Origin of the sequence: Streptomyces yerevanensis, assembly GCF_000716805.1 — a bacterium.
GTDB classification, from domain to species: domain Bacteria; phylum Actinomycetota; class Actinomycetes; order Streptomycetales; family Streptomycetaceae; genus Streptomyces; species Streptomyces flaveus.
This window is the reverse complement of sequence record NZ_JNWJ01000031.1, coordinates 89,130-103,795: the sequence shown is the minus strand read 5'-3', so window position 1 is coordinate 103,795 and position 14,666 is coordinate 89,130. Positions and strand designations below refer to the sequence as shown.

Annotated in this window: 17 protein-coding genes and 1 pseudogene; 8 read left to right on the top strand and 10 right to left on the bottom strand. The window is 68.6% G+C overall.

Annotated features, from left to right (window positions below):
* The first annotated feature begins 417 nt into the window (after positions 1–417).
* Positions 418–639, top strand: coding sequence for a hypothetical protein (locus OP79_RS52275; protein ID WP_211270886.1), 222 nt, complete (start codon positions 418–420; stop codon positions 637–639).
* Here OP79_RS52275 and OP79_RS52270 read toward each other — a convergent pair.
* Positions 604–777 (bottom strand): annotated as a pseudogene (locus OP79_RS52270) (transposase); the annotation flags it as partial. The gene OP79_RS52275 and the pseudogene OP79_RS52270 sit on opposite strands and share 36 nt — an antisense overlap.
* Positions 778–895: 118 nt before the next feature.
* On the opposite strand from OP79_RS52270, the gene OP79_RS56110 reads away from it, so the two are divergent.
* Entirely contained in the window at positions 896–1,054 is a 159-nt protein-coding gene (locus OP79_RS56110) for a hypothetical protein (RefSeq protein ID WP_169786225.1), read from the top strand.
* 361 nt (positions 1,055–1,415) lie between these two features.
* Here the strand turns inward: OP79_RS56110 and OP79_RS29455 are convergent, their stop codons facing one another.
* Entirely contained in the window at positions 1,416–2,825 is a 1,410-nt protein-coding gene (locus tag OP79_RS29455; RefSeq protein ID WP_033324430.1) for a hypothetical protein, read from the bottom strand.
* A 165-nt stretch (positions 2,826–2,990) separates the two neighbouring features.
* On the opposite strand from OP79_RS29455, the gene OP79_RS29450 reads away from it, so the two are divergent.
* Entirely contained in the window at positions 2,991–3,194 is a 204-nt protein-coding gene (locus tag OP79_RS29450; RefSeq protein WP_245685492.1) for a hypothetical protein, read from the top strand.
* 463 nt (positions 3,195–3,657) lie between these two features.
* On the opposite strand, the gene OP79_RS29445 is transcribed toward OP79_RS29450, so the two are convergent.
* On the bottom strand, positions 3,658–4,227 hold the full coding sequence (locus OP79_RS29445; RefSeq protein WP_033324428.1) for a maleylpyruvate isomerase N-terminal domain-containing protein: 570 nt from the start codon (positions 4,225–4,227) through the stop codon (positions 3,658–3,660).
* Between the two features lie 55 nt (positions 4,228–4,282).
* Complete coding sequence (locus OP79_RS29440) at positions 4,283–5,413, bottom strand: IS630 family transposase (RefSeq protein WP_342669561.1); 1,131 nt, start codon at positions 5,411–5,413, stop codon at positions 4,283–4,285.
* 117 nt (positions 5,414–5,530) lie between these two features.
* Between OP79_RS29440 and OP79_RS56105 the strand changes: the two genes are divergently transcribed.
* Entirely contained in the window at positions 5,531–5,707 is a 177-nt protein-coding gene (locus OP79_RS56105) for a nuclear transport factor 2 family protein (RefSeq protein ID WP_169786223.1), read from the top strand.
* A gap of 222 nt (positions 5,708–5,929) precedes the next feature.
* On the opposite strand, the gene OP79_RS29430 is transcribed toward OP79_RS56105, so the two are convergent.
* Positions 5,930–6,877 carry a LysR family transcriptional regulator gene (locus tag OP79_RS29430; RefSeq protein ID WP_033324426.1) on the bottom strand — a complete coding sequence of 316 codons (948 nt, stop codon included), beginning with the start codon at positions 6,875–6,877 and terminating at the stop codon, positions 5,930–5,932.
* Between the two features lie 198 nt (positions 6,878–7,075).
* Here OP79_RS29430 and OP79_RS29425 point away from each other — a divergent pair, with 198 nt between their 5' ends.
* Positions 7,076–7,822: an SDR family oxidoreductase gene (locus OP79_RS29425; RefSeq protein ID WP_033324425.1), complete on the top strand. Its 747-nt coding sequence runs from the start codon at positions 7,076–7,078 to the stop codon at positions 7,820–7,822.
* Between the two features lie 463 nt (positions 7,823–8,285).
* On the opposite strand, the gene OP79_RS29420 is transcribed toward OP79_RS29425, so the two are convergent.
* Together OP79_RS29420 and OP79_RS29415 are read right to left on the bottom strand one after the other, a co-directional pair.
* Complete coding sequence (locus OP79_RS29420) at positions 8,286–9,377, bottom strand: sensor histidine kinase (protein WP_051745004.1); 1,092 nt, start codon at positions 9,375–9,377, stop codon at positions 8,286–8,288.
* A gap of 10 nt (positions 9,378–9,387) precedes the next feature.
* Positions 9,388–10,083 (bottom strand): response regulator transcription factor, encoded by a 696-nt coding sequence (locus OP79_RS29415; RefSeq protein WP_033324424.1) that lies wholly within the window; start codon positions 10,081–10,083, stop codon positions 9,388–9,390.
* 87 nt (positions 10,084–10,170) lie between these two features.
* Between OP79_RS29415 and OP79_RS29410 the strand changes: the two genes are divergently transcribed.
* Together OP79_RS29410 and OP79_RS29405 are read left to right on the top strand one after the other, a co-directional pair.
* Complete coding sequence (locus tag OP79_RS29410) at positions 10,171–10,854, top strand: M15 family metallopeptidase (RefSeq protein WP_033324422.1); 684 nt, start codon at positions 10,171–10,173, stop codon at positions 10,852–10,854.
* Positions 10,855–10,877: 23 nt separating this feature from the next.
* Complete coding sequence (locus OP79_RS29405) at positions 10,878–11,966, top strand: endonuclease/exonuclease/phosphatase family protein (RefSeq protein ID WP_078492077.1); 1,089 nt, start codon at positions 10,878–10,880, stop codon at positions 11,964–11,966.
* A 133-nt stretch (positions 11,967–12,099) separates the two neighbouring features.
* On the opposite strand, the gene OP79_RS29400 is transcribed toward OP79_RS29405, so the two are convergent.
* On the bottom strand, positions 12,100–12,495 hold the full coding sequence (locus tag OP79_RS29400) for a RidA family protein (protein WP_033324421.1): 396 nt from the start codon (positions 12,493–12,495) through the stop codon (positions 12,100–12,102).
* Between the two features lie 145 nt (positions 12,496–12,640).
* On the opposite strand from OP79_RS29400, the gene OP79_RS29395 reads away from it, so the two are divergent.
* A complete protein-coding gene (locus OP79_RS29395) occupies positions 12,641–13,612 on the top strand; it encodes a helix-turn-helix transcriptional regulator (protein WP_033324420.1) in 972 nt (323 codons plus the stop codon).
* Here OP79_RS29395 and OP79_RS50605 read toward each other — a convergent pair.
* Both OP79_RS50605 and OP79_RS29385 read right to left on the bottom strand, forming a co-directional pair.
* Positions 13,604–14,338 carry a glycosyltransferase family 32 protein gene (locus tag OP79_RS50605; protein ID WP_051745003.1) on the bottom strand — a complete coding sequence of 245 codons (735 nt, stop codon included), beginning with the start codon at positions 14,336–14,338 and terminating at the stop codon, positions 13,604–13,606. The genes OP79_RS29395 and OP79_RS50605 overlap by 9 nt on opposite strands.
* Positions 14,339–14,346: 8 nt before the next feature.
* Positions 14,347–14,562, bottom strand: a complete 216-nt coding sequence (locus OP79_RS29385) for a hypothetical protein (protein ID WP_157857382.1) — start codon at positions 14,560–14,562, stop codon at positions 14,347–14,349.
* Positions 14,563–14,666 lie beyond the last annotated feature (104 nt).

The window sequence follows — 14,666 nt, the reverse complement described above, 5'->3', positions numbered from 1 at the left end:
TTGGCCCGTCAGGGGCTGTCAGGAGGCGGTGTGGTGTGGCCCTGAAATGTTCGACATAGCGAACACGGGTCGAAATGTCGAGCAATTGGATAATAGGGTCCCGGTGATCAGCGTCAATACCTCGCGCAAAACTCGCGGGCAGAAACGTTCGCAGGCTGAAACCAGGCGGCTTCAAGTCCCGTGGTTGTACGGGTCTTTGGCGTGAGGGGCAGGTAGCGGTGCGGGCGGGCTTGGTGATCATTACGGACCCCGACCAGGTCGCTCACCTGAGCCTCTGGTTCGGCTCGGTGCCCAACCCGCGCTCGCGGCGGGGCCGGTGGCACTCACTGACGCCGGTCCGGTCTACGTGTGCCTGCGGCGGTCGTCTGCGGTGCGGGGAGCGTCGAGAACTCGCCGAGCGGGGTTCGAGGGCCTCGGGTGGGCCGTTCACGGGCCCTCGCTGTGGGCCGTCACCTGCTCGGGTGGCGGCGTACACCGTCGCCGGCGGCGATCGGGCGTGCGCCGGGGGCTGTTGACGGCGACGCCCCGGACCGGGCGGTGGCTGCCTACCTCGCCGACCGGCACCACGCCACCGACCAGCACCACGGGGGGATCGTCGGCGTCCGCACCCGCAGTGCTGGGCAGGTCGCGCCAGGGTGAGCAGGTGCGGTACTTCCACGCAATAGCCTTAAGGGTCCGGCGGTGGTCAGCCCACCGTCGCCCACGGGCCGGATCGGCCGGCATCAGCGGCTCGATCCGGTCCCACATCGCACCGGTGATCACTAATCGGACAGACACATCCGATCAACTGACCAACCCATCAAAGAGACACGCTCTAGCTGATGCGCTCGGCTCGCTCCAGCTCCTTGGAGTATCCGGGAAGCTCACTGCCGTCGATCCATACGGGGATACGTTGATGAACGAGCAGGAGTCCGCCGCCGCACTCCGGGAGATCCACGGTCTCAGGCAAAGGTGCGGTGAGGAGCATCAGCTCGCCGCACTCGACGACCTCGCGTCCATGCTGGAACAGTGCGCGGCCACCCCAGGCAGTTACTTGTGGTTCGCGGGCGACTGAAGCTCCCGCCACGCCTGCCGTGTGAGTGTCTAACTGCGTGACAACGCCTGCGCACACCGGCGGACAACCGCGCACACCTATGGACCATCGCAGCAGGTGAGAGGCACACCAGTCCAAGGTCGACCGCCCGCCCAAGTTGCTTCGGGACGAAGAGGTCGTGGGTTCAAATCCCGCCACCCCGACAGTGAAGTAACAGGTCAGAGCCAACCTGCTCTTGAGAGCAGGTTGGCTCTGACTCGTTTTGGGGCCTCTTTGGGAGAAATCTGGGAGAAGATCTTGGAATTCCTCTCCCAGACCGTCAGTGACCACCACTACTGTCGTTGAAGATCGTCACGGCAGGAAATGACGCGGACCGGCCCCCCTAGTCGTCCAGGGTGATGGTGGTCAGGGCGCGGAAGGCCGCGACGGGGAGGAGCAGGCCTGCCCGCTTGTCGGTGCTACGGGCCGCGACCAGGCCCGTCAGCGCGCCCGTGCTGGAGAACGCCGGGGCGCCGAACAGGCCGTCGACGAGTTCGCCGGAAACGCGCAGCCAGTCTCCCGAGCGGCCCTTGACGTCGAGGAGGCATGAGTACCGCCCCTGCATGGCATGCGCGCTCACCAAGCTCTGCCTCCCGGGCGTATGACGCCAGTCGAAGACCAGCACCTGGTCAGGGAAGGCGATGGGCTCGGCCAGGCGCAGCACCGCGAGGGACGGGCGAACCCCCAAACCATGTGATCCGAATCCGGGGAGGTCACAGATCTCGACCTGCTCGGCCCGGACCCTGCGCTCACCGATGACGACTTCCATCACGCGCCCCGATGCGCTCGTCCCCAGGGCATGCTCCAGCAGCATGCCCGTCGTAATCACCGTCTCGGCGTCGAAGAGCAGGCCGTTGCCCACGTGCTCGTCCCCCGCGCACAACCGGACGCTCACCGAGGCGACGAACTCCTCGTCCACCTGCCAGGTGTCGGTAACGACACTGACGTCGCCGTGGACGTGCCCGAACTGGTACACCGAGTTCAGAGGTGGTGCGCCGGGGGTGTTCACGACCTCGTTCCGTACGTCGGCAGCGGAGCGGAAGGCCGCACCGGACCCGTCGGGGACGGGCGGCAGAAGCTCCGGCAGCAGAGCGGCCTCGCCCTCCCGCTGTGCCGTCTCCTCCGCGCTGGCGAGCTGGCGCTCTAGCTGCTCGCAGCGCTCCTCCGCCTGCCGGTGGAGGGCCCGTACGCGTTCCAGCTCTGCCTGCAGTTCACGGATCTCCGCGCTCAGCCGGGCGTGTTCGTCGGCCGCATCACCGGACGGGGCACCGGTCACCGGCTCTGTCAGCGGGGACGCCGTCATCGCCTGCAGCTCGCGAAAGCGCATCTGAAGGTCACGGATGCGGTGTTCGCGATCCTGGAGGGTGTCCTCCAGCCAGCGTTCCCGCACGGTGGCCCGCCGTGCCTCCTGATCGGCTTCCGCGAGCTTCCGTTCCAGCAACTGCACCTTGTGGACCGGGCCGTTGCCGGCCTGCACCGCGGCGGTGTGCAGCGCGCGGAGCATGCCGATGGTTTCCTCGGTCGGTACGGTGCCCCGTTCCTCGGCGACGTCGTGCAGGAGGTTGAGGACGAACTCCCACGGCGGCAGGCGGCGTCCGCCGAGAAAGCGGGACACGGTGGAGGAGTCGTACGTGCGACGGGCCGCGTAGCGGCGGGTCGAGATACCCAGGCCCGCGAAGAGATCCCGCAACGCCTGGGCGAGAGCGACCACTTCCGGCGGCAGGCCGTCGTCGACCGGCTTCAGTTCGCTCATCGTGCTCGGCCGCCCCGTTCCCGAACTCGTATCTCGTGCCCGTACCCGTACCCGAGTGTGCTGCCGGTCGTCCGGCAGCACTGCTGCATCTGCCGCAGCGCCCCGCCCCTCCGTGAGGGTGGACGTCCATCGTCACAGATGCGATCCGCCGGACAGGCCCTCACCATGAACGGGGAATTACCCATGCCGCAGCGCACCAAGCGAATTCAGGATTTCGTCGTCTTCCTCGCTGTACTCGGCGTCGGCACGCTGCTCGTGCTGCGCGGCGTGCCAGCGGAGTCGCTGGCGACGATCGCCGTCGCCGTATCCGGCCTGTACGCCGCCTGGCGCGGCCACGGCGGCCCTCCGCAGCCGCCGGCCTCCCGGTGACATCCCCGACCCGACCCCGAGACGTCCCCATCTCTCCCCGAGTCTTCCAGACCATCGCCTCGACGCGCCCACACCAACTCGCTCACACCACGTCCAGACCGCTGCTGGACGCACCCCTCTGTCAGTGACCCCCACTACTGTCGTTGAAGATCGTCACGGCAGCGGGGCTAGGGGAAGAGGCGACTGCGGGCGGGGAGCTGCGTGTGGGACAGGTGTATCGCTACGCGAGTGGCAAGGACCCGAAGCCACCAACGCTGGACAGCTTCCCGAACTTCCACCACGTGACTCACTCTCCGGGCCACAAGCGAGCCTTGCTGGAAGCTGGCATCAATGGCATGGCTAAGGTGGGCACAGCCGACGTGACGCGACGTCCGGCGATCCTCATTCGGTCGAGCCCGTGGAAAGCGGGCACCGAACAGACGCCTAGTGCTGTGACCGGGAACGTTCGCCGGGGTCAGCTCGATCAGTCCGATCGTGCTGCTTCCCACCTCCATGATGTTTGGCGAGGGAGGCCGTCGAGTTCTCCGCGGCCGGTGCACCAGAGGAGTACCTGGGTGGGGTCTCCGGGCGGGGCGGCCGGGAAGAGCCGGTTGAGTACTGCTGCGCTCAGCGGTGCTGGTGGCAGCCAGTTCACGGACAGTCCCTGCGTGATGTCGTAGGTGTGCAGCAGGGTTTCGGCGACGCCCATCGCCGCGAACCCTTCGGGGTCGCACGGGCCCCAGTGCCAGGCCCGCAGGGTCGGGTTGGCTGTGGCCAGGGCGCTGCTGAGCAGTCCGCCGCAGGCGGTGACGGCCTGGAGTACTTCGACCGGCGAGGCAGTGGGGCGAACGTTCAGGTCGATGGGAAGGTAGGCGTCCGCGGGCTGTGCTGCCAGCTGCCCTGCGTAGGCCAGCAGGTCGTGGCCGATGTGGGCTGCTGTTTGCCAGCAGGTCCATTCGAGCGGCCCCGCCGGCACCGTCCAGTCCTCGGCGGTATGGGGGCCAAGCACTCGCAGCATCTCTGCCACGGCGGCGTCGACGTCCTGATGGTCCATGCAGAGCTCCTCGCGGTCCGTGTTGTGGGAGTGGGCTGTGCCGGTTGTCGATCCTTCACACCGCCGGGCATCTGGCACGTCCGCCCCAGCGGATGCCTTTCTCGCTGCGGATGCGGGCACGCTCTCGGCGTTGTGCGGCGAGTACGTCGGGGTGGCGGGCGTTGGCGTTGCGCCAGCGCAGGTAGCGGTGCAGGGCCCGGGTCTGCGCGGGATGGCTGCGATGGCTGCGATGGCGGGAGTTGGCCAGGGTGAACTGCCGCAGCGGTCCGAAGTGGGCCTCGATCGGGTTGGCCCAGGAGGCGCAGGTGGGGGTGAAGCACAGCTCGACCTTGTTCTTCTTCGCCCAGCGGCGGATGTCCGCGCCGGTGTGGGCGGAGAGGTTGTCCAAGATGATGTAGATCGGGGCGCCGTCGGGTCGGGCGGCGCGGATCGACTTCAGCGCCGCCAGGGTGTTGGCGGTGCCTTTGCGGCGGCGGTTGACGCCCCACAGACGGTCGTCGCCGACGGAGTAGCAGCCGTGGAAGTAGGTGACGCCGTGGGTGCGGCGGTAGGTCGCCGGCAGCCGGTCGGGCTTGCCCTGTTTCGCCCAGCAAGAGCCCGCGGTGGGCCGGATCCCCAGCGGCCCGAACTCGTCGAAGGCGAACACCCGGTCAGGGAAGCGCCCCAGCACCTGCTCGATCCGGTCGAGTTTGGCGTCGCGGTCGGGATCTGGGGACTCCTTCCAGGTCTTGGTGCGCTGGAAGGTGATGCCGCGGCGCGACAGCAGGCACCGTAAGGCTTCCCGGCCGATGCGGATGATGCGTCCGTGGACTCGGCGCAGGTAGGCGGCGAGTTCGCGGATCGACCAGTGGGTGAAGGGCTGGCCGAGTTTGTTGGGGCGGGTGGTGGCCGTCTGGACGACGAAGTCCTCGTCGTCAGGGGTGAGCAGGCGGGGACGGCCTCCCGCCCATCGAGGGTCCAGACAGGCCAGGCCGACCTCGTTGAACCGGTGGATCACATGCCGGACGGTGTCCTCGTCGGCCTGGACCAGCTGGGCGATCACCGGGACGCGGTTTCCGCCGGCGGACGCCAGCAACATCATCGCCCGCCGGTAGCGCACCGAGCTGGTACTTCCCCGGCGCACGATCTGCTGCAGCTTCTGCCCTTCCTGATCGGTCAGTCTGCGCACCCGCACAGGCTCAGCCACCACACCTCCAGCGGTCGGAACCGACGTCACCGCCCATCCAACCGCCCCAACCACCAACCCGGCGAACCTTCCCGGTCACAGCACTACCACCGGGTCCAGCAGTTCTACGCCGATCAGATGCAGCTCCTCGACGCCGGTGAGGTCGACGCCTGGGCCGAGACCTTCACCCCGGACGCGGTCTTCGACAGCAACAGCCGGCCCCGGCCCTCGGTCGGCCGGGAGACCATCCGCGCGAACACGGCGCGGGCGGTCGCGGCCTGCGTGCATCAGGGTGTGACGTGCAGCAGGGTGTGATCCGCCGGCACTGGCTCGGCATGGTGTCCGTGATCCCACGGGAGGACGGCACGGTGGCGGCCCGCTGCTACGCGCTGATCATCTCGACGCTGCGCGGCGGCCCCGCGACGATCCACCTCAGCACCCGGTGCGAGGACGTCCTGGTGCCGCAGGGCGAGGGCTGGCTGGTCCGCTCGCGGTACGTCAGCCACGACGACCCGACTGACCGCCGAGGCAACGGAGTCACAGGACCCGGCTCAGCCGCCGCTCCGGTTCGGCCGAGACCACGGCGAGCGCCGACCGTACGAACGCGGCCACCGCCCGGTCCCGGGATCCCGCGGGCCAGGCCACGGCCACCGTGCTCGGGCTGAGGTCGCTCACCGGGCGGTACACGACGTCGGAACGGCTGTAGCGCTCGGTGAGGGAGGCGGGCAGGAAGGCCACCGCCTGGCCGAGCGCCACCACCTCCAGCAGCTGCGTGATGTCCTGCACCTGCGGCCCCTCGGGCGCGGTGGCCGGGTCCGACAGATCGGGCCACTCGGTGGCCAGCGACTCCGGGTCGAGGCCGTGCCAGTAGGCGTTGGTCACCGGATCGGCGCCCGCCCAGCAGGGTTTGGGGTCGTCCGCCAGGTCGGCCCGGCGCAACCGGGTGCGGGAGGCCAGGGGATGGTCCGCGGCCAGTACGGCGTAGCGGGGTTCGGTGCTGAGCGGCTCCAGTTCCAGGCCCCGGCCGTCGAAGGGCGTCCGGATCAGGGCGGTGTCCGCTTTCCCGTTGCGCAGCAGCGCGGCGGGGCCGCCCCAGCCACTCACCACGACCTTGGCCGGGGGGACGCCGGTGCCTTCGCGGTACACCCCGAGGATCCGTTTGAGCAGGTCGACGCCGGAGCCCGCCTTCACCGCGACGACGAGTTCGATCTGCTCCATGCCCGCCCGCACGGCCCGCTGCGCGGCCGCGCTGATCGCCTCCAGTGCGCTCTGGCCGTGCCGCAGCAGGACCGTGCCGGCGGGGGTGAGGGCGACTCTGCGCGTAGTGCGCTCCAGCAGCCGCACCCCGAGCTTCTCCTCCAGTCGGCGCACCGCCTTGGACAACGGCGGTTGGGCGATGCCGAGCCGATCCGCCGCGCGGCTGAAGTTCAGCTCCTCGGCGACCGCGACGAAGTAGCGCAGCTCCCGTGCCTCGATGTCACTCACCCCTCCACGATACGGTTTTATCTCCATTGCATATGAATGCAAGGGCAAAGGCAGGGAAAAGCCGTTCCCAGCAGATGATTCCCGACCGATTCATACCCTGTGGATATGGAAACGGATCCGACGGGTATTTCAACTCGGCCCCCGGAGCTGGTGGACTCGGTCACGCAGGCAGACCCGACACCACCGGAGGCAGCACCCATGGCCACGCAGCCGAACGCCGCCGACACGAAGGTCGCCCTCGTCACCGGCGCCAACAAGGGAATCGGCCGGGAGATCGCCCGGGGCCTGGGACGACTGGGCTACGTCGTCCTGGCAGGCGCCCGGGACGAGGCGCGGGGCCGGACGTCGGCCGCCGAACTGGCCGCCGAGGAGGCCGACATCCGCTACCTGCCGCTCGACGTCACCGTCGACGAGACGGTGCGGGCGGCCGCCAAGTACGTGGAGGAGGAGTTCGGCCGACTCGACGTCCTGGTGAACAACGCCGGCATCAGCGTCGAGGGGCAACGCCCGCCGCACGAGATCACCGCGGAGGAGGTGCGCCGCACGATGGAGACCAACGTGATCGGCGTGGTGGCCGTCATCCACGCGATGCTGCCGCTGCTCCGCCGCTCGGCCGCCGCCCGAGTGGTGAACCTGTCAACGGGCCTCGGCTCACTCGGCCTGCTGTCCGACCCGGACGCCCCGCCCATGGGCGCCCAACTGCTCGGCTACGGCTCCTCGAAGGCCGCGCTCAACGCCATCACCATCATGTACGCCAAGGACCTCGCCGACGACGGGATCAAGGTCAACTCGGTGTCGCCGGGGTACTGCGCGACGGACTTCACCGGCAACAGGGGCTACCGCACGGCCCAGCAGGGCGCCGCCGTCGCCGTCGAGCTCGCCACTGTCGGCGACGAGGGCCCCACCGGCGCGTTCCTCAACGATGACGGCCCCATGCCCTGGTGACGACGGGAGTCCACAGGACGGTACGGCGGGGCCACGACGATGTCTGGCCCCGCCCCCGCTTTCCTCCTTTCCGGCCCGACCGCACGCTCCCGGAGGCTTTTGATGCCCGCGCCCTCAGGCCGAACGTCCCGCTCTGCCTCTTCGTGATCGCGATGGCGCACCGGCTGCCCGCTCCCCGAACCCAACAAGCCGACGGGGCACGGGGGTTCGATGTGACCGAGGCGGTGGCGGTCACCGTGGTCGTGTTCGGCCTCAACACCGCCTTCACCCTCGGCCCGCACACCGGCTGGAGCGGTCCCGCTGTGCTCGGCGCGGGCGCGGGCGCGGGCGCAGTCGGCGTGGCGGGAGTCTTCGTCGCGCGGTCGGCGTGGCGGGAGTCTTCGTCGCGCCGTGGCGTCGTGGGGATGGCGCGACGTCGGCCCCTCTGTGATCACCGGACGGAGCTGCTTCCGGTAGAGATTCTTCACCTGTCGGTGTGCGGGGCTGTCGCGGGTAGTTCCACGGTGATGCGGATCCCGCCGGCAGAGCGCGGGGTGAGGGTGAGTGTTCCGTCGTGTGCCTGGGTGATGGTTTTGACGATTGCCAGGCCGAGGCCGACGCCTGCGTGGTCGGTGTGTATGCGCTCGCTGCTGCGCTGGAATGGCTCGGTGAGTGTCGAGACCAGCCGTGGGGAGATGTTCTCGCCGGTGTTTTCGACAGTGAGCACCGCCGTCTTGGGGCGGACGCTGGTATTCACCCACACGGTGCCCTGTTCAGGCAGGTTGTGGACGATCGCGTTCTGCACGAGGTTCATGGTCAGCTGCAGCAGGAGCGCTTGTGATCCGATTGTGGGGGTGATGTCGCCGGAGGTCTCGAGGGTGACCTCATGCTTTTCCGCGAGGGGGAAGAGTGTTTCGGTGGCTTCTTCCGCTATGAGGGACAGGTCGACGTGTTCTCGGGTGAAGGACCGCTGGTTGGCGCGGCTGAGCAGGAGCAATGCTTCAGTTAGGTCGATCGCCCGGGTGTTGATGGCGTGGAGGCGGTCGATGACTTCGCCGGTGTCGTGGTTCGGATCGGTGCGGGCCACGTCGAGGAGTGTCTTCGAGACCGCGAGCGGGGTGCGCAACTCGTGGGAGGCGTTGGCTGCGAATCTCTGCTGTTCGGCGACGTGTGCTTCGAGCTGCACGAGCATGGTGTCGAAGGCGTCGGCGAGTTCGCGGAACTCGTCCTTGCGGCCCGGTAGCCGGATTCGGTGGGAGAGCGATCCCTTCGTGGCCAGGCGGGTGGCGTGTGTGATGCGGGTCAGTGGGGCGAGCATGCGACCGGCGAGGAACCACCCTCCCACGAGGCCGAAGACCAGCAGGAGGGCCATCACTGCGGCTGCTCTCGGAGCGAAGATTCGCAGGAGTTCGGACCGGACGGGAAAAACACCAGTGGGGATGTCCTCGGCGTTGGTGAGCAGCGCACGGTCGGGGACATAACGCAGGAGAAACACCCACACCGCCGCCATCAGCAGGGCACCGGCCAGCATGAGGAACCCGGCGTAGCTGAGGGTGAGTTTGACCCGAACACTCAAACCAGGCTGCCTATCCACGGTCTCGTCCCTCACGTCCGGTGCCGGGTGCTGTGTCCATGCGGTAGCCGACGCCTGGCACGGTGGCGATGATCCAGGGTTCGCCGAGGCGTTTGCGCAGCGCCGAGACGGTGATCCGCACGGCGTTGGTGAACGGGTCGGCGTTCTCGTCCCAGGCCCGTTCCAGTAGTTCTTCGGCGCTGACGACACCGCCTTCGGCGGCGACGAGAACTTCGAGCACGGCGAACTGCTTACGGGTCAGCGCGACGTAGCGGCCGTCGCGGTAGACCTCGCGGCGGAACGGATCCAGGCGCAGGCCTGCGATCTCTCGTACGGGCGGTCTGTTGTGGGCGCGCCTGCGGTCGAGCGCCCTGAGCCGCATGACGAGCTCCCGGAGCTCGAACGGTTTGGTGAGGTAGTCGTCGGCGCCGAGTTCGAACCCGGTGGCCTTGTCGTCGAGCCGGTCGGCAGCGGTGAGCATGAGAATCGGCATGCCGCTGCCGGAGGTGACGATGCGTTTGGCGATCTCGTCGCCGGAGGGGCCGGGGATGTCCCGGTCGAGGACGGCGGTGTCGTAGGCGTTGGTGCTCAGCAGTTCCAGAGCGGTGTCGCCGTCACCTGCGATGTCTGCGGCGATCGCTTCCAGGCGTAGGCCATCGCGGATGGCTTCTGCCAGATAGGGCTCGTCCTCGACGATCAACACACGCATGTCATTGAGGCTACGAGCCGTCACATATCGCCGGCGTATCGAAAACCGCATACGGGCCGGCAACACCGCGCTGCCTTGACTGGCGGCATGACTGGAATCCCACCATCAGCACGAACAACGAGCCGCCGGATTCGCCGGCTCCTTGTCGTCGGCCTGACAGTCGTCGTAGCAGGGATCACCGCAGCCCTCGGCTGTCAGTCGCAGAATTCCTCGCCCTCCTCGACCACACCACCCGCGTCTTCCCTGGCAGCATCACCCCCTCCTTCCACGGCCGCACCACCCCCGAAGGCTCCTCACAGTGAGCGCCGTGGTGCGCTGGGCGAGGCTGACGGTGCCGTCCCCGACGACGTGACGGTCTTCGATGACGCGGTTCCGGCTGTGGCCCACCTCGATCCAGGGCTGCTCAAGGCCCTCCGTCAGGCTGCGACGGCTGCCGCGGACGACGGAGTCGAGTTCTACGTCAACAGCGGCTGGCGTTCCCCGGAGCACCAGAATCAGCTTCTTCGTGAGGCGGTCTCCAAGTACGGGTCCGAAGACGAGGCCGCCCGATGGGTGGCCACCGCGGCGACGTCTCCTCACGTGTCGGGGGACGCGGTCGACATCGGACGCTCGGATGCGACGGCGTGGCTGTCCGAACATGGTGCCGAGTACGGACTGTGCCAGATCTACCGGAACGAACCCTGGCACTACGAACTGCGCACCACCGCGATCGATCGTGGTTGCCCGCGCATGTATGCCGACCCCACCCAGGACCCGAGGATGCAGCAGTGACCGGCAGTGAGCGAGGATCGACGATGGCGCAGGCGGACACGGAGGACACGGAGGAGACCGGACACGGCGGCGCCGGCCGCCGGGACACCGGCTCCGGTACCTGGCGCGCGGGCATCCGCCGGGCGATCCGCATCGGCTCCCGGCCGGGGCCCTGGAAGCGCGGCCCGGTGCTCGCGGCGCTGGCGCTGCTGCTGGGCCTGTTCATGCTGCTGCACGCGAAGATGCCTAACCGGATCGGGGGCCTCGGCAGCCTGGTGGAGACCTTCCTGCCGTGGTTCGGCCTGTGCATCCCGGTGCTGCTTGCCGGGGCGCTGTGGCGCCGCTCCGCCTCCGCGGTGGTCGCGCTGCTGCTGCCGGTCATGGTGTGGCTGCACCTCTTCGGCGGGGTGCTCGGCGACAAGTCCCAGCCGGGCGGCGACCTCACGGTGGCCGGCCACAACGTCGGCGCCGACAACCCCGACCCGGCCGGCACCGCCCGCGACCTGGCCGCCTCCGGCGCGGACGTGCTGGCCCTGCAGGAGCTGACCGAGCAGGCCAGGGGCACGTACGAGAAGGAGCTGGCGAAGGCGTACCCGTACCACACGGTGCAGGGCACGGTCGGGCTGTGGAGCAAGCTGCCGCTGTCGGACACCCAGCCGGTCGACATCAAGCAGGACGTCGGGCCGCTGGGGGACACGAAGCCGGCCGAGGTCAAGATGGCCTACAACCGGGCGCTGCGCACCACGGTGGCCACGGACCAGGGGCCGCTGGCGGTGTACGTGGCCCATCTGGGGTCGGTACGGGTGAATCCCAGGGCGGGCTTCTGGACGGACTCGCGGGACCGCAACGCGCAGGCGCTCGGCGAGGCCCTCGCCGCCGAGCAGAACGAGCGGGTGGTGCTGCTCGGCGACCTGAACGGCACCATGGACGACCGCGCGTTCGCCGGCCTCACCTCACAGCTGCGCTCGGCCCAGAACGCGGCCGGGGACGGCTTCGGCTTCACCTGGCCGGCGTCCTTCCCGGTGGCGCGGATCGACCAGATCCTGGTCCGCGGCGTGGAGCCGGAGAGCTCGTGGGTGTTGCCCGCCACCGGCAGCGACCACCTGCCGGTGGCGGCCGGAATCAGCTGGTGAACACGCGTAAAGCCGCCGGCTCCCGCACCTTCTGCAGGATCTGCTGTCCCGGATCAAGGCGCGTCCCGGCACCGTCAGCCCGAACTCGCCGCTGGACGAGATCGCCGAAGGCAAGGCCGTGGGCGAGGTCGCCTCACGCGACGGCGGTCCCCTCGAGCTCGACCATCAGGGTGGGGATCGCCAGCCGCGTCACCCCGAGCATCGTGGTGGTCGGCGCCACCGCGGCGGCGCCCAACCGCGCCGCCAGTACGCCGTAGTGCTGGAAAAGCAGATCGACGTCGGTCGTGTAGACGTTGAGCCGGACGAGGTTGGCGAGAGACATGCCGGCCTCGGCGAGCACGGCCTGCAGGTTGTCGATGCTCAGCGCCAACTGCGCCGCCATGTCACCGTCATGCTGGGGCTTGCCGTCGCCGCTCATCGCGGTCTGCCCCGAGATGTACAGGGTCCGGGTCTGCCCGGAGACGACCTCCCCTTGGTTGAATCCCATCTCCACCGACCACGTCACCGGGTTGACCGCCGTTCGTTCCACTGCCACGTCAGCTCCATTCGATTCATGCGATTCATGGGGAGTACGTACGTCCAAAGGCTCGGTAGCCACCGCCCTTGGCGTCGCGTCGGTAAGCCTCGCAACAAATCACGACATCCTTGGTCATGTATTTCGATAAAGTTCTCGCATGCGCGCCGACCGGTTGGTCTCACTGGTGCTGCTGCTGCGTCAGCGCGGTCGGCTGACCGCGGACACGCTGGCCCGGGAGCTGGAGGTATCCACCCGCACCGTGCTGCGCGACATCGAGGCGCTGTCCGCGGCCGGCGTCCCGGTCTACGCCGAACGCGGCCGGCACGGCGGTTTCGCGTTGTCGCCCGGTTTCCGGACCGAGCTCACCGGTCTGAACCACGACGAGGCCCTTGCCCTGCTGACCGCCGGATCGGGGCGCGGCGAGCTGGTGTTCGGCCTCGGCTCGGCGCTCGCTTCGGCCATGCGCAAGGTGGTCGACGCGCTGCCCGAAGGCCACCGGGCCACCGCGAGCGACGCGGCCCAGCGATTTCTCGTCGACCCGGAGACCGACCTGCTCTCCCGCCGGCTGGTCACTGAGGAAGTACCCGACACCACAATGATCGAGGTCCGGCGCGCGGTGCTCGCCGGACACAAGCTGCGCATCCACTACGCGGCCACGGACCAGACACCACAGTGGCGCACGGTGGACCCGATCGGCCTGGTCACCGTACGAGACCGGGGCTACTTGCTGGCCACGCGATCCGGCGCGGACCGCACCTACCGGCTGTCGCGGGTGCTGGCCGCCGAGGAACTCCCCGAACCGGCACAGCGACCGAACCGGGTCGATCTGGACCGGATCTGGCGGGAACGCTCCGCGCGGTTTCTCTCCGACGGCCACATCACCGTGCGGGTACGGGTGAACCCGGCGCGGCGGGAGGACCTGCTGGACACCGCGCTGGCGGTCCGCGCCGAGGAACCCGACGCAGACGGCTGGCTGCGGCTGGAGGTGACCTTCCAGGATGCACGCCACGCCGAATGGGCGCTGTGGCAGCTCAGCACGGACGCGGAAGCCCTGGCCCCGCAGTCGTTGCGCACCTCCCTGCGCAACCGCGCCGCCGCGGTTGCCACCCGCTACGGAGACTCAGCCTGACTGCCTTTCGGGGCAGGCCGGTGTGAGTGTGAGCCGGTTGTCGCTGTCCGGCTTTTTCCACGTGGTGGCGTTGGCGTGGACGATGTATGCCTCGTTGATCTTGTCCAGGCCCTCGACGACTATCAGGCGGCGGCTTCCCTTGACCGCACCTCGGTCGATCTGGGTGAAGTCAGGGAAGGAACGCAGTACGGGGGTGATGTAGCGGGTGCCGAAGATGTCGAAGACCTCGTACTTCTCGGTCGTGTTGCGCTTTTGGTAGGCCAGGCGGAGATAGCGCGCTCCGGCGCCTTCGACCATCAGGCGGTAGGCGGGGTGGTCCCGGACGGTGCCGAGGGTGGCGTTCTGGACGTTGCCCTTGTTGCCGGTCATGCCGAACAGGGGCAGGCCGTCGATCAGGGGATCGATGGGCTGGGTGCACCAGGAGTCGGCGTCGGTGTAGATGCCGCCGTATTGGGCGAGGAGTTCGAGGCGGAGAAGGTCGGCCCGTAGGGCAAGCGGCTGGTCGGCCAGGGCGTCGTAGATCCACTGGTTGTGCAGTACGGGGAGGTTCTTGTCGGTCCAGAGCTGGATCTGGTAGTCGGGGTTGTGCTTCTTCCATGTGCGGAAGTTGTCCTGGTAGGGGAAGTCCTTCTCGCCGATCCAGATGATGTGGATCAACTTGGGGACGCCTGCCTGCGTGGCATCTGCGGCGTTGACAGTGGGCTTACGGAATCTGTTGCGGATCACGGTGCCTCTCAGCGGACCATGGTGATGAGGAAGTGGAAGTCGGCCGTCTGTGCGCGGCGGCGGGCTCGGTGCATCGGCCTGCGCTCAGGCCGGTTCGGCGACCTCGCGTGGGCGGTGTCCGCGTCGGAGCCCGAGTCCGCGCTACGGGCGTCCACCCCGACGATGAGCCTCGGCGCGGACGCCACCGCCTCTGCGGCTCCGTCCCTGCGACGCACAGCCCTCATCCCCACTCCCAGCTCCGCCCGCCCCCCGACGCGCGTAGAGATGGATTATAGGACCGCCCCGCAGGTCGGGGCAGAGCTTCACGTGTTGCTTTTGGGTTCCATCG